The organism is Agrobacterium salinitolerans, from assembly GCF_002008225.1.
Taxonomy (GTDB): Bacteria; Pseudomonadota; Alphaproteobacteria; order Rhizobiales; family Rhizobiaceae; genus Agrobacterium; species Agrobacterium salinitolerans.
On sequence record NZ_MRDH01000002.1, the window covers coordinates 318,882 to 331,927 of the forward strand.

Annotated in this window: 12 protein-coding genes; 6 read left to right on the forward strand and 6 right to left on the reverse strand. The window is 59.3% G+C overall.

The annotated features are described in order from the left end of the window. Window positions 1-26 precede the first annotated feature (26 nt). From BS627_RS01735 to hemF, 3 genes are all read right to left on the reverse strand, one after another. On the reverse strand, window positions 27-212 hold the full coding sequence (locus tag BS627_RS01735) for a DUF1059 domain-containing protein (protein ID WP_004442982.1): 186 nt from the start codon (window positions 210-212) through the stop codon (window positions 27-29). Between the two features lie 120 nt (window positions 213-332). Further along, entirely contained in the window at window positions 333-602 is a 270-nt protein-coding gene (locus tag BS627_RS01740; protein WP_077981571.1) for a hypothetical protein, read from the reverse strand. 123 nt (window positions 603-725) lie between these two features. Continuing rightward, window positions 726-1,637, reverse strand: coding sequence for an oxygen-dependent coproporphyrinogen oxidase (gene hemF, locus BS627_RS01745; RefSeq protein WP_077981572.1), 912 nt, complete (start codon window positions 1,635-1,637; stop codon window positions 726-728). A 129-nt stretch (window positions 1,638-1,766) separates the two neighbouring features. On the opposite strand from hemF, the gene BS627_RS01750 reads away from it, so the two are divergent. Beyond that, window positions 1,767-2,042 carry a hypothetical protein gene (locus BS627_RS01750; protein ID WP_077981631.1) on the forward strand — a complete coding sequence of 92 codons (276 nt, stop codon included), beginning with the start codon at window positions 1,767-1,769 and terminating at the stop codon, window positions 2,040-2,042. 103 nt (window positions 2,043-2,145) lie between these two features. Here BS627_RS01750 and BS627_RS01755 read toward each other — a convergent pair whose 3' ends face one another. Both BS627_RS01755 and BS627_RS01760 read right to left on the reverse strand, forming a co-directional pair. Then, the gene (locus tag BS627_RS01755; RefSeq protein ID WP_077981573.1) at window positions 2,146-3,798 is read right to left on the reverse strand and encodes a Na/Pi cotransporter family protein; all 1,653 of its coding nucleotides are present in this window, start codon (window positions 3,796-3,798) and stop codon (window positions 2,146-2,148) included. Between the two features lie 173 nt (window positions 3,799-3,971). After that, entirely contained in the window at window positions 3,972-4,433 is a 462-nt protein-coding gene (locus BS627_RS01760; protein WP_077981632.1) for a tRNA (cytidine(34)-2'-O)-methyltransferase, read from the reverse strand. Between the two features lie 379 nt (window positions 4,434-4,812). On the opposite strand from BS627_RS01760, the gene BS627_RS01765 reads away from it, so the two are divergent. Next, window positions 4,813-6,663 (forward strand): ABC transporter ATP-binding protein, encoded by a 1,851-nt coding sequence (locus BS627_RS01765; RefSeq protein WP_077981574.1) that lies wholly within the window; start codon window positions 4,813-4,815, stop codon window positions 6,661-6,663. Window positions 6,664-6,885: 222 nt separating this feature from the next. After that, window positions 6,886-8,829: an ABC transporter ATP-binding protein gene (locus BS627_RS01770; protein WP_420836187.1), complete on the forward strand. Its 1,944-nt coding sequence runs from the start codon at window positions 6,886-6,888 to the stop codon at window positions 8,827-8,829. A gap of 9 nt (window positions 8,830-8,838) precedes the next feature. On the opposite strand, the gene BS627_RS01775 is transcribed toward BS627_RS01770, so the two are convergent. Further along, window positions 8,839-9,771 (reverse strand): endonuclease/exonuclease/phosphatase family protein, encoded by a 933-nt coding sequence (locus BS627_RS01775; RefSeq protein ID WP_077981575.1) that lies wholly within the window; start codon window positions 9,769-9,771, stop codon window positions 8,839-8,841. Window positions 9,772-10,080: 309 nt separating this feature from the next. On the opposite strand from BS627_RS01775, the gene petA reads away from it, so the two are divergent. Genes petA through BS627_RS01790 form a run of 3 tightly spaced genes read left to right on the forward strand, consistent with a single transcriptional unit; the run spans window position 10,081 to window position 12,930 of the window. Beyond that, window positions 10,081-10,659 carry a ubiquinol-cytochrome c reductase iron-sulfur subunit gene (gene petA / locus BS627_RS01780; RefSeq protein ID WP_035220195.1) on the forward strand — a complete coding sequence of 193 codons (579 nt, stop codon included), beginning with the start codon at window positions 10,081-10,083 and terminating at the stop codon, window positions 10,657-10,659. 14 nt (window positions 10,660-10,673) lie between these two features. After that, a complete protein-coding gene (locus tag BS627_RS01785) occupies window positions 10,674-11,996 on the forward strand; it encodes a cytochrome b (protein WP_077981576.1) in 1,323 nt (440 codons plus the stop codon). A gap of 22 nt (window positions 11,997-12,018) precedes the next feature. Further along, entirely contained in the window at window positions 12,019-12,930 is a 912-nt protein-coding gene (locus tag BS627_RS01790) for a cytochrome c1 (RefSeq protein ID WP_077981634.1), read from the forward strand. Window positions 12,931-13,046 lie beyond the last annotated feature (116 nt).

Consider the following 13,046-nt stretch of genomic DNA (forward strand, 5'->3'; position numbering starts at 1 on the left):
AGCCGCAATAGTGGCGGCGTTTCGGCTTACGCCGCATTCGCTTCGTCGCGGATGCGCGCCTTGATGTTTTCGATCATATTTTCGCGGATGACGGTTTCGCCATGGGCCGAGCGCATATGTTCAACGGTTCGGCGCACGACTTCGGCATCGTCGTCTGCGCGGGTGTGCCAGGCGCAGCCGGGCACGAGCGTTCCACATTCAAACAGTCTCATGGTCTTGCCTCCCTGTTTTGATTGAGGGACAGCAATCCACTTGCCTGCTGTCCCTCCAACAAGAAACGAAAGTTCACCGCTTATGTTCCACAGCGGCGTCCCTCGACCTTATTCAAGCCCCTATTCGGGCATCGCCCAGCACTGGAAAACAGAGGATGTGCCGGCTGCCGGAATTTTTGTACGAGGCATTTCGTCATTGTCCGCCCGCCGCGCCGTGTTTTGTCCGGCAAGGGAGCGTTTTACCTGTTCGACATAAAAGGAATGCGGCAGTTCGCGATCACCCGTGGCGCGCATTTCCGCTGCCAGGCGGTCGATCAATTCCGGGGTATCGATGGATTGCTGTGCTCCCTCGGGGGAAGCAGAGATAGGCATGCTGTTCGAAGTAATCATGACGATAGCTCCTCCAGTACGTCTGCGAGGAGGAGACTATCATTGCCTTGATTTTTCCATAAGTCCTAATTTGCGCTATTTGCGACGAAATGGCTGATAAGCGTCAAATTTATGTGAGGTTCTTTAGGGCCAGCGCACCACCGGCGGCAGGGAGGACAGGATCGATTCGACGTTGCCTCCGGTCTTGAGGCCAAAGATCGTGCCGCGATCGTAAAGCAGGTTGAATTCCACGTAACGGCCACGACGGATAAGCTGCTCGTCGCGGTCCGCTTCCGTCCAGTTCTGGTTGAAATTGGCGCGGACGATTTTCGGATAGACCAGATTGAAGGCGCGGCCGACATCCTGCACGAAGGCGAAATTGGCGTCCCAGCCGCCATTCTCCTCCTGTGGGTGCAGCCAGTCGAAAAAGATGCCGCCGATGCCGCGGGCTTCGTTGCGGTGCTTCAGGAAAAAATACTCGTCGCACCACGTCTTGTAGCGCGGATAATCGGCGACCGGATGGCGGTTGCAGGTAATTTCGAAGGCGCGGTGGAAAAGCTGGCTGTCCGGGTCTTCCTGCGTCCGTCTGCGTCCCAGCACCGGCGTCAGATCCGCGCCGCCGCCGAACCAGTGGCTGGTGGTGACGACCATGCGGGTGTTCATGTGCACGGCCGGAACATGAGGGTTGACCGGATGGGCGATGAGCGAGATACCCGACGCCCAGAACTGCGGGTCTTCTTCCGCACCCGGTATCTGCTTGCGGAATTCCGGCGAGAATTCGCCATAGACGGTGGAGGTGTGGACGCCGACCTTTTCGAAGACGCGGCCTTCCATCATCGACATCTTCCCGCCGCCGCCCTCGCCATTTTCACGCAGCCAGTCTTTCTGGACGAAACGGCCGGGCTCCTGATCGGAAAGAGGGCCCGTCAGGTCACTTTCGAGGGTCTCGAAGGAGGCGACGATGGTGTCGCGAAGATGCTGGAACCAGGCTTGGGCAAGGGCCTTCTTGTCCTCGATGTCGTCGGGCAAGCCCTTCGGCAAGATTGGCCGTTCCATGCGTATTCTCCTTTGGTGACGTCGATTCCCTGTCGCGTCTAGCAGGTGCAGGCCCCGCGCACAAATTCGACTCGCCAAGTTCACATGCGGGCACTATCTTTATCGATGTAGGTGCCAGAGGTGAATATCATGACGAAATTTACCGGACCGCCGCCGCTCGACGGGCTGAAGCGCAGGATCACCAATCATCGCAGGGAACGTGAAAGCGCCGGCGGTGAACAAAAGCGCGACGGCATGTTCGTGCGCCAGACCTTCTGTCTTGGCCGCGAGGAAGCCCGCGCCAAGGCGCGCGAATGGTTCGACAGCTTTCCCAAAGCGGCCTATTGGACGGAAGTGGAAAGCTGGCGGCAGCTGGAAGGCGACCGCATCGAATTCACCATGCGGCGTCTGCCCTCTGCCGATTGAATTTTAGAGCGTCTTCGCTTTTCTTCGAATCGCGAAAACGCTCTAAATTTTTTGTTTGTCGCATTTCCGGACGGAAAACCGGGGCCACTTTTCCTGGAAATGCTCAGGCGCGCGGTTCGGCGTAACGCAGGCGGCTTTCGATCAGCACGCCGCTTTCATCCAGAATGGGATGCGCCACCGTCACGATATGGGCGTTGATGCGCTTCAAATCCCGCAGCATGTCCAGATGCAGCGAACTGGTCTGCATGCTTTCCGCCAACCCGTCGCGCAGCCGCTCCAGATGGCGGTTGGAGGATTGTTTTTCGAGGCGGCGTATATCCACCTTGCTTTCCATCAGCCGGCGGGCAAGCTCGAAGTCGCCGGTCACCAGAATGCTCTGGGCGGCGCGCAGGTTCTCGATGGTCATGTCGAACAGGGTCTTCAGCTCCTCATAACCGTCATCGGAAAATTTGAAGCTGTTCAGCACCTTCTTGCGGATCTGCTCGCAGATGCCCTTTTCGATGATATCGCCGATATGTTCGAGGTTGATGGCATAATCGATGATGGCGATCGAACGACGCGCTTCCTCGTCGGTCAACCCTTTGCGGCCCAGTTGCGAGAGATAGACCTTCACCTCCTGCTGGCGGCGGTCGACCTTCTTTTCGAGCAGGGAAACCTCCTGAAGCGGCGCCAGATCATTGTGCTTGAAGGCGTTTTCGGCGCGGATCAGCATCCGCTCGATGCTGTCGCCGACGCTTAAGACCTCGCGGGTGGCGTTGGCAAGCGCAACGACCGGCATATCCAGCGCCTGCTGGTCGAGGAAATTCGGCCCGTCTTCGGCTTTCGGATCACCCGGCACCAGCTTTGTCATCAGGTCGGAAATCAGGCCGGAGAAGGGCCAGGCCAGCGCCGCGAGGATGACATTGAAGATCAGGTGGGCGTCGACGGGCAATTTGGCGGGCGAAAGCGGCAATTGCTGTAGATACGTTGCGCCATAGGAGGCGAGCGGCATGGCAACCAGGCAGCCGATGGTGCGAACGACAAGATTGCCGATGGTGATGCGCCGCGCCGATGCCGGGCCGGACAGCGTGGCGATGACGGGCGGAATGGCACCGCCGAGATTGGCGCCGAGGATGAGAACGATGATGAGTCCCGTGGACAGGGTGCCGGTGGCGGCCAGTGACAGGATCAGCACCACGACGGCGAGGCTGGAGGAGGAGACGAAGGCGAGCACGGCGGAAAAGATCAGCGCGACTGGCCATGCGCCATCCAGCAGGCCGATGAAGACGCCGAGCGCCGGAGAGGCGCGCATGGGTTCGGTGGCGCCGCTTAAGAGATGCAGCGACAGAAGCATCAGGCCGATACCGATGACGGCGGTTCCGCCGCCCTGTCTGGCATTGGAACTGCCTTTTTTCAGGATAATGCCGGCAAGGATCAGCAGCGGCGAAAGCCACTCGACGCCGGCGGCGACGATCCATGCGGTAACGGCGGTGCCGACATTGGCGCCAAGCAGCACGACCTGTGCCATGCGTGGCTTGATGAGATCCCGTTCCGCGAAGGAAGCGACTGTCAGTGCCGTCGCGGTCGAACTTTGCAGGGCGACGGTGGCGAAGAAGCCGGAACAGAAGGAGCGCGGACCGTTCTGCGTGCCTGTGGCCAGCACGCTTCGCAGTTTCATGCCGAAAGCGCGGGTTACGCCGTCCTTCACCTGGGCAAGGCCGAAGAGCAGCAACGCGACGGCGCCGAGAAGGTTGACGATGACAATGGTGGATTGCATGCGACGTCTCCTCACACCCGCCGGCAGATGGTTCCGGCGAGTACGATTTTTGTTGTCCGGCTAATCAGTATAGGAGCGTGAACGCCTTCGGTACAGGCCGGGTTGCGACAGTTCCGCGGTAAAAACGTTCAATTTTCATATTTGCCTGAAAAATTGGCTGTAAAGATGGCAGGTCAGGACCATGCCACCTGGCGCAAGGCCTCGCCGGCGACCATCGCCGCCGACATGGCGACGTTGATCGAGCGCTGTCCGGCCATCATCGGGATGATGATTCGCTCATCCGCCTTGTCATGCACATGATCAGGCACACCGGCACTTTCCCGGCCAAACAGCAGGATATCGTTGGCGCGATAGGTGATATCCGTATAGGGCAAGGCGGCCTTGGTGGAGGCGAGAACGAGGCGGCGGCCGGTGGTTGCCCGCCATTCCTCGAAACGGTCCCAGCTGACATGGCGCGTCAGCGCCGCCGCGGCGATGTAATCCATGCCTGCCCGTTTGAGATTGCGGTCGGAAATATCGAAGCCCGCCGGCTCGATGATGTCGACGCCAAGGCCAAGACAGGCTGCCAGCCGCAGGATGGTGCCGGTATTGCCTGGAATATCGGGCTGGTAGAGGGCGATCCTGATTGTCTGCATGGTCTCCTGATCCATGTTTTGCGGGCAAATCCAGATCGCACTGCCGGGAAAATCGAACGGGCAAATCCGTGCCGATATACGGTTGCACTTTTTTGAGGCAGGCGGCTGGTGTTTCGTCTTCTTTTGCGATAAAAGATCGGCGTCTTCAACACCAGCCAAAGGAGGTTCTCATGCCAAATGACATTCGCATTCGCCTCCCGGCCCCAGTGGTTCGCCTGCTGGCTTAGGTGGTATCCCGCGGCCTTGCCGCGTTTCCCATAGTTTGATTCACCATGTGGCTGTTGCGGCCATGTTCAAAGACTTTTCCGTTCCGTCGTGAGCCATATTTGTGTCTGCTCACCCTGTCACGATGGAGCGATTGATTGCCGGAGCTTGGCCTATGTTTGGCTGGTTTGAAAAACGCCTCGATCCTTTTCCCGCTTCGGCGCCGTCAGTGGCGCCACAGAAGCTTTTGCCGTTCCTGTGGCACTATGTGAAGCCCGCCTGGCCGTGGTTGCTGCTGCTCGGCCTGATGTCGATGGGCATCGCCATTGCGGAAGCCATGCTTTACAAATTCCTCGGCAATATCGTCGACTGGCTTTCCACGGCCAATCGCGAGACTTTTTTTGCCGATGAGGGCTGGCATCTGATCGTCATGGCGGGGCTGGTGCTATTCCTGCTGCCGCTGATGGGTGCTGTCCACACCATGACGATGCACCAGACGCTTGCCGGCAATTTCGGCATGATTGCGCGCTGGAAAATGCACCGTTTCCTGCTGCGCCACTCCATGAACTTTTTCGCCAACGAATTTGCCGGCCGGGTTTCCACCAAGGTGATGCAGACGGCGCTGGCGATCCGCGAAGTGGCGTTGAAGGTGATCGACGTGTTCGTCTATGCGATCAGCTTCGTGGTTTCGATGCTGTTCATGGTGGCTGCGGCGGACTGGCGGCTGGTCATTCCGCTGCTGGTCTGGCTCGGTATATATATGGGCATCCTCACCTATTTCGTGCCGAAACTCGGCCGGCTGGCGCAGGAACAGGCCGATGCGCGCTCGATGATGACGGGCCGGATCGTCGACAGCTACACCAATATCTCGACGATCAAGCTGTTTTCCCATGCGGGGCGCGAGGAAAGATATGCGCGTGAGGGCATGAACGTGTTTCTTGGAACCGTTCACCGCCAGATGCGCAAGATTTCCGGTTTCAACATCCTGATCGACCTCAACAATGCCGTGGTGCTGTTTTCCACGGCGGCGCTCGGTCTTTATTTCTGGATGCAGGGTTCGGTCACGGCTGGTTCGGTCGCCATTGCGATCAGCCTTGCCATGCGCGTCAACGGCATGTCGCAGTGGATCATGTGGGAAGTCACGTCGCTGTTCGAAAATATCGGCACGGTCTATGACGGCATGTCGATGATGACGAAGCCCCATGACATCGTTGACGTTCCGAAGGCGCCTGAGCTTGCCGCACCGCAGGGCGCCATCCGTTATGACAACGTCCGCTTCCACTATGGCAAGAACAAGGGCGTGATCGACGGGCTGACGCTCGACATCAAGCCGGGCGAAAAGGTCGGTCTGGTCGGGCGCTCGGGTGCGGGCAAGACGACGCTGATGAACCTGTTGCTGCGCTTTTATGATCTCGAAGGCGGCCGGATCACCATCGACGGGCAGGACATCTCCAAGGTCTCGCAGGACAGCCTGCGCGAACTGATCGGCGTGGTGACGCAGGATACGTCGCTGCTGCATCGCTCGATCCGCGACAACATCGCTTATGGTCATCCCGAGGCCACGGACGAGCAGGTGATCGCGGCGGCGAAGCGGGCGAATGCCTGGGACTTCGTCGAAACGCTTGTCGACATGCATGGCCGTCAGGGTCTCGATGCCCAGGTGGGCGAACGTGGTGTCAAGCTGTCCGGCGGCCAGCGTCAGCGTATTGCGATCGCCCGCGTCTTCCTGAAGAACGCGCCGATTCTGGTGCTTGATGAGGCTACTTCGGCGCTCGATTCGGAAGTCGAGGCGGCGATCCAGGAGAACCTGTTCGCGCTGATGGAAGGCAAGACGGTGATCGCGATTGCCCACCGCCTTTCGACGCTGACGGAAATGGACCGGCTCATCATCCTCGACAAGGGCCGGATCGTGGAAGCGGGCAGCCATGCGGAGCTGGCGGCGATGGGCGGCATTTATGCCGACCTGTGGCGTCGCCAGTCCGGCGGCTTTATCGCCGACCACGAGGCGGAAGTGGCCGCGGAGTAAGCAAAAGCGAAAGGGCGGGGGTGTTTCCGCCCTCAGGTTGACGACAAAGGCTGAAAACCTCTCCTCCGTCATGCTCGGGCTTGTCCCGAGCATCTGCCACCGTTGAATATTGGACAGGTGGTTAGATCCTCGGGACAGGCCCGAGGATGACGCCCGGCGTGAAGGAAGGTTATCATCAGTCTCAAGCCGGTGGAACATTCCTCGCCCTTTTTCATTCCTCGAATGTTACCGAAATATAATCTCTTCCCGAAGCCTTCGCGGCTGTTCCCGTTCCGGGAATCCGCCTATATCCGAACCATGGTTATTACCCGCATCTTCGAGTTTTTCGAGAACTGGATAAAGCCCTTCGCCCGCAAGGACGATGTGCGGCCGCCTGAAAGCACATTTGCCTTCATCTGGTTTTATATCTCGCAGGCCAAGGCGCCGTTTTTCGCGATGCTGGTGCTCGGCGGTTTGACGGCGGCCATCGAGGCGGCGCTGTTCTGGTTCGTCGGGCGGCTCGTTGATATTCTCTCGACGGTAAAGCCGGAAGAGGGCTGGGCGGGGCTGCTTGCGGCCCATGGCGGCGAACTGGTGGGCATGCTGGTGCTGATCGGCATCGTGCGTTTTGTCGTCACCATGGTGACCGCGCTGGTGGACCAGCAGATCATTACGCCCGGTTTTTACAATCTGGTGCGCTGGCAATCCTACATGCATGTGGCGCGGCAATCGCTGACCTTCTTCCAGAACGATTTTTCCGGCCGCATCGTGACCAAGGTCTGGTCCGGCGGGCAGGCGGCGGGCGATCTCGTTACATCGCTGATGGAAAGCGTGTGGTTCGTCGGCATTTATTCCGTGTCCATGCTGTTCCTGATTGGCGGGCTGGACTGGCGTCTTGCGGTCGTTGTCATCGTCTGGGTGGGGATATTCTCGCTGCTGGCGCGGTATTTCGTGCCGCGTATCCGCCACCACTCCAAGGAAACGGCGGAAGCCGCCTCGATGCTTTCCGGCCGCATGGTGGACGCCTATAGCAATATCCAGACGCTGCGGCTGTTCGGGCGCGACGACGCCAATGACCGCTATATGCGGCAGGGCTTCGACATTTTCCAGCATGCGACCATGACGTTCACGCGCTTCATTACCGGCGTGCGCGCCTCCATGGCGCTTCTGTCGGGCGTGATGATCACATCCATGGCCGCGCTCTGCACCGATCTGTGGCTTTCCGGCAAGATCAGTTCCGGCGCGGTCGCCTTCACGCTGGCGCTGGTGCTGCGCCTCAACTTCCTGCTCGGCCGGTTGATGACGCAGTTCAACGGCATCATGCGCAATTTCGGCACGGTGCAGAATGCCGCCGAGTTGATTTCGCAGCCGATCGGTCTCGTCGACGCCCCGGAGGCGACGGTGCTGGAGGTGAAGAAGCCGGGCATCCGTTTCGAAAATGTCAGTTTCCACTACGGGCGCGCGAACGGCGTCATCGACCATCTCAATCTCGATATCCGGGCGGGCGAGAAGGTGGGCATCGTCGGACGCTCCGGGGCGGGAAAATCCACCCTCGTCAATCTGCTTTTGCGTTTTTACGATGTCGAAAAAGGCCGTATCCTGATCGACGGGCAGGATATCGCCAGGGTGACGCAGGAATCGCTGCGCGCCCATATCGGCATGGTCACGCAGGATACGTCGCTGCTGCATCGCTCCATTCGCGACAACATCCTGTTCGGCCGCACCGACGCCACCGAAGCACAATTGCAGGAGGCGACGCGGCGCGCCAAGGCGGATGATTTCATCGCCAGGCTTGAGGATCAGCGCGGTCGCAAGGGGTTCGATGCACATGTGGGCGAACGCGGCGTGAAATTGTCCGGCGGCCAGCGCCAGCGCATCGCAATCGCCCGCGTGATGCTGAAGGACGCACCGATCCTCGTGCTCGATGAGGCGACGTCGGCGCTCGATTCGGAGGTGGAGGCGGCGATCCAGAGCAATCTGGATGAGCTGATGCAGGGCAAGACGGTGCTGGCCATTGCCCACCGCCTGTCGACGATTGCTGCTCTCGACCGGCTGATCGTGATGGATCAGGGGCGCATCGTGGAGGAGGGCAGCCATTCCGATCTGGTCATGCAGGGCGGTCTTTATTCGGAACTCTGGGCGCGGCAGTCGGGCGGTTTTCTTGCCGCGGACGAAGCGGCGCAATAGGGCCTTCGGCTATTTCCCGATCATGAAATCCGCCATCAGTCCAAAGTGATTGGAGCCGAGGCTGTCGGGCAGGCGGGTGGTTTTCATCAGCGTCGCCGGTTCGCGGGCGAAGATGTGGTCGATGGCGATGCCGAAGCGACCGGCCTCCGTCGGCCATGTGGCGGGTTCGAAGGTCGCCTTCTTCAGATCGTTGGCGGCGAGGAAAGCGCGCATGTCAGGCGCGATGCTGGCCGAATTGAAATCTCCGGCCAGAATGAGCGGCCCGGTGACACGAAAGAGAATTTCGCTCACTTCGTCGAGTTCGTCGCGATGATAATCGTCGAAATAGGGCTTGGTGATATGCCCGGCGGCGAGCGTCAGTTCCGTGCCGTCGAGGTCGATATGGGCTATGGAGAACCGATCCCGCCGAAGATCGCTGAGGCTGTGGAAACGGCCTTCCAGCAATGGTCTTTTTGACAGGATGACCAGATCGCATCCGGGCGTGCCGGCGTAACAGCCAAGCCTGTGCGGATAGGTTTGCTGCAGTCGCGGCAGGGCCGATTCAAGCGCCGCTGCTTCGAAGAGATAGACCGCATCCGCGCCCGATTCGAGAATTTTGTCGGCAATTGCATCGGCATTGGCGGCATTGTCCATCAGCACGTTGAAGGACAGCAGCCGGAAAGGTTTGGCGCCCGGCGCAGGGGCGGCGGATGTGGGAAATTCCAGGAGCATGGCAATGGCGTGGATGGCGAGCGCAAGCGACCAGACCACGAGGAGCGCCGAAACCGCATCGCGCGTCAGCCAGAAGACGAGGCATGACAGCAGGATGCAGACGATGGCGATATGGAGCTGAAAGCTGGTGACGAAGGCGAGAAGCCAGAAATCCGTGAGGTAGCGCAGGCTGGCGACGAAAAGAACGGCAGCCACTGCCGTGGAGACCATGCAAGAGAGCTTCGCCGTCATCCGAATCCCTGCTTTCCGTGCTCTCCCTTGAAGTCTCCTAACATGGTGCACGGATGCGCACAATGTTGCCCGCCTGCCGAGTACGGCGAAAAAATGAGAGCCAAATTGGCCCCCTCCGGCAGAATTACGGCAGCTTTGTGTGCTTTGCTCTTGCCAAGTCGGTCAATATTTTGCGATCACACAGAGTGACGCGGTTTCTTGATGCCGCAGTTGTGTCCAGGACGGTGGGACGGAGTTTGTCCTGGATCAAATCTTAGCGGGAGGACTCATGCGATTTACGGCAAAAACAGCGCAGAGGATGGTGTAGCGGTGAGCGAGCACGTAACCAATCACGACGCTTCGGGTGAACCGACCCGTCGCGATTTTCTTTATCTAGTGACGGGAATGGCGGGCGCCGTTGGTGCCGCCGCAGTAGCATGGCCTTTTATTGACCAGATGCGTCCCGATGCATCGACACTGGCGCTTGCCTCGATCGAAGTGGATGTCGCGGCCGTCGAGCCTGGCATGTCGCTCACCGTGAAGTGGCGCGGCAAGCCGATTTTCATCCGCAACCGCACGGAGAAGGAAATCGAGGAAGCCAAGGCCGTCGCTCTCGGCGATCTGAAGGATCCCGTGGCGCGCAACGCCAACATCGCCGCGGACGCGCAGGCGACGGATATCGACCGCTCCGCCGGCCAGGGCAAGGAAAACTGGATCGTCATGGTCGGTTCCTGTACCCATCTCGGTTGCGTTCCGCTTGGCCAGGCCGGCGATTTCGGCGGATGGTTCTGTCCCTGCCATGGCTCGCACTACGATACGGCGGGCCGCATACGTAAGGGTCCGGCGCCGCAGAACCTCGCCATCCCGACATTTGCATTCACATCCGATACCGTGATCAAGATCGGATAAGGGGACAGATATTCATGAGTGGTCATTCCAGTTATCAGCCGTCCACCGGCATCGAGAGGTGGATCGATTCGCGGCTTCCCTTGCCGCGCATGATCTATGACAGCTTCGTTGCCTACCCTGTCCCGCGTAACCTGAACTACGCCTATACGTTCGGCGCGATGCTTTCCGTCATGCTCATCGTGCAGATCCTCACCGGCGTCGTGCTGGCCATGCATTATGCCGCCGAAACGACGGTCGCGTTCAATTCCGTCGAAAAGATCATGCGTGACGTCAACCATGGCTGGCTGCTGCGCTACATGCATGCCAACGGTGCGTCGTTCTTCTTCATCGCGGTTTACCTGCACATTGCCCGTGGCCTTTATTACGGCTCTTACAAGGCGCCGCGCGAAATCCTCTGGATTCTCGGTTGCGTGATCTTCCTGCTGATGATGGCGACGGGTTTCATGGGCTACGTTCTGCCCTGGGGCCAGATGTCCTTCTGGGGCGCGACCGTCATCACCGGCTTCTTCACGGCATTCCCCGCCATCGGTGAATGGATCCAGCAGTTCCTGCTTGGCGGCTTTGCCGTTGACCAGCCGACGCTGAACCGCTTCTTCGCGCTTCATTATCTGCTGCCCTTCATGATCGCAGGCGTCGTTATCCTGCACATCTGGGCTCTGCACGTCACCGGTCAGACCAACCCGACCGGCGTTGAAGTCAAGAGCAAGACCGACACGGTTCCCTTCACGCCCTATGCGACGCTGAAGGATGCGCTCGGCGTTTCCGTGTTCCTGATCGGTTATGCCTGGTTCGTCTTCTATATGCCGAACTTCCTCGGCCACCCCGACAACTACATCATGGCAGATCCGCTGAAGACGCCGGCGCATATCGTTCCGGAATGGTACTTCCTGCCATTCTACGCCATGCTGCGCGCCATCACCTTCAACATCTGGGTCATCGATTCCAAGCTTGGCGGCGTTCTCGTGATGTTCGGCGCGATCGTCGTGCTGTTCTTCCTGCCCTGGCTCGATACGTCGAAGGTTCGCTCCGCCGTTTATCGTCCCTGGTACAAGATGTTCTTCTGGGTCTTCGTGGTGAATGCCATCATGCTCGGCTGGCTGGGTTCGCGCCCGGCGGAAGGAACGGGCCTGATTGGTCTTCTCACCGGCGATCTGAAAGGCAATTATGTCGGCTATTCTCAGCTCGGCACGCTTTATTACTTCGGTTTCTTCCTCGTCATCATGCCGATCCTCGGTCTGGTCGAAACGCCCCGGCGTATTCCGAATTCGATTACCGAGGCCGTTCTTGAAAAGAACGCCGCCAAGACGGGTGCCGCATCTGCGGCTGCCGAAGTCTGAGCGCGAAGGAAGGATGACGACAATGAAGAAGCTTGTAACAAGCATCGCGCTTTTCGCCGCTATCGGCTGTTCCGTCACCGTCGTTTCGGCGGCGGAAGAGAGCCATGATCTCGCCGCACAGGCCACGCATGCTATCGCCGGCAACCACTTCCCGATCATTAAGCCCGAGGAACAGAACTGGTCTTTTGCCGGTCCCTTCGGGAAATATGACAAGGGCCAGCTGCAGCGCGGTCTGAAGGTCTACAAGGAAGTCTGCTCCGCCTGCCATTCCATGAACCTGGTTTCCTTCCGCACACTGGGTGACCTCGGCTATTCGGACGACCAGGTGAAGGCTTTCGCGGCTGAGTACGAAGTGCAGGACGGGCCGAACGCCGATGGTGAAATGTATAATCGCAAGGCCGTACCTTCCGATCATTTCCCTTCGCCTTTCCCGAACCATGAGGCGGCGGCAGCCGCAAATGGCGGGGCGGCCCCGCCGGACATGTCGCTGCTCGCCAAGGCGCGCGGCGTAGAGCGCGGTTTCCCGCAATTTATCATCGACATGATCCCGATCATCGGCGGTTATCAGGAAGGCGGGCCGGACTACATCCACGCGCTGCTGACTGGTTATCAGGACGCGCCGGCCGGCATTAAAAACACGGATGGTTCGGACTACACCGTGCCTGAAGGCACCCACTTCAACCCTTATTTCGTCGGCGCCACCTCCTTGAAGATGGCGCCGCCAATCAGCGCCGATCAGGTGACGTACGACGACGGCGCGCCGCAGACCGTGGACCAATATTCCAAGGATGTGGCGGCGTTCCTGATGTGGACCGCAGAACCGCATCTGGAAGAGCGCAAGCGCACCGGCTTCATGGTCATGGTGTTCCTGTTCATCTTTACGGCGCTGATCTATCTCACCAAGAAATCGGTCTACGCCAACAAGGAACATTGATCGATATCCAGATGCCTGTCAGTCATTGGCCCCCACGGTCTTTCGTGGGGGCCTTTTCATGGGTGCCTTTTCATGGGTGCTGGTGAACGGCAAGCATCGGTTGCCCGGCTGAGAGA

What these genes read in the sequence shown, in the direction of transcription:
- BS627_RS01785 (WP_077981576.1), top strand. Translation starts at nt 10,674, where the DNA reads ATGAGTGGTCATTCCAGTTATCAGCCGTCCACCGGCATCGAGAGGTGG.
- BS627_RS01770 (WP_420836187.1), top strand. Translation starts at nt 6,886, where the DNA reads ATGTTACCGAAATATAATCTCTTCCCGAAGCCTTCGCGGCTGTTCCCG.
- hemF (WP_077981572.1), bottom strand. Translation starts at nt 1,637, where the DNA reads ATGGAACGGCCAATCTTGCCGAAGGGCTTGCCCGACGACATCGAGGAC.
- BS627_RS01790 (WP_077981634.1), top strand. Translation starts at nt 12,019, where the DNA reads ATGAAGAAGCTTGTAACAAGCATCGCGCTTTTCGCCGCTATCGGCTGT.
- BS627_RS01760 (WP_077981632.1), bottom strand. Translation starts at nt 4,433, where the DNA reads ATGCAGACAATCAGGATCGCCCTCTACCAGCCCGATATTCCAGGCAAT.
- BS627_RS01735 (WP_004442982.1), bottom strand. Translation starts at nt 212, where the DNA reads ATGAGACTGTTTGAATGTGGAACGCTCGTGCCCGGCTGCGCCTGGCAC.
- BS627_RS01750 (WP_077981631.1), top strand. Translation starts at nt 1,767, where the DNA reads ATGACGAAATTTACCGGACCGCCGCCGCTCGACGGGCTGAAGCGCAGG.
- BS627_RS01775 (WP_077981575.1), bottom strand. Translation starts at nt 9,771, where the DNA reads ATGACGGCGAAGCTCTCTTGCATGGTCTCCACGGCAGTGGCTGCCGTT.
- BS627_RS01765 (WP_077981574.1), top strand. Translation starts at nt 4,813, where the DNA reads ATGTTTGGCTGGTTTGAAAAACGCCTCGATCCTTTTCCCGCTTCGGCG.
- BS627_RS01740 (WP_077981571.1), bottom strand. Translation starts at nt 602, where the DNA reads ATGATTACTTCGAACAGCATGCCTATCTCTGCTTCCCCCGAGGGAGCA.
- BS627_RS01755 (WP_077981573.1), bottom strand. Translation starts at nt 3,798, where the DNA reads ATGCAATCCACCATTGTCATCGTCAACCTTCTCGGCGCCGTCGCGTTG.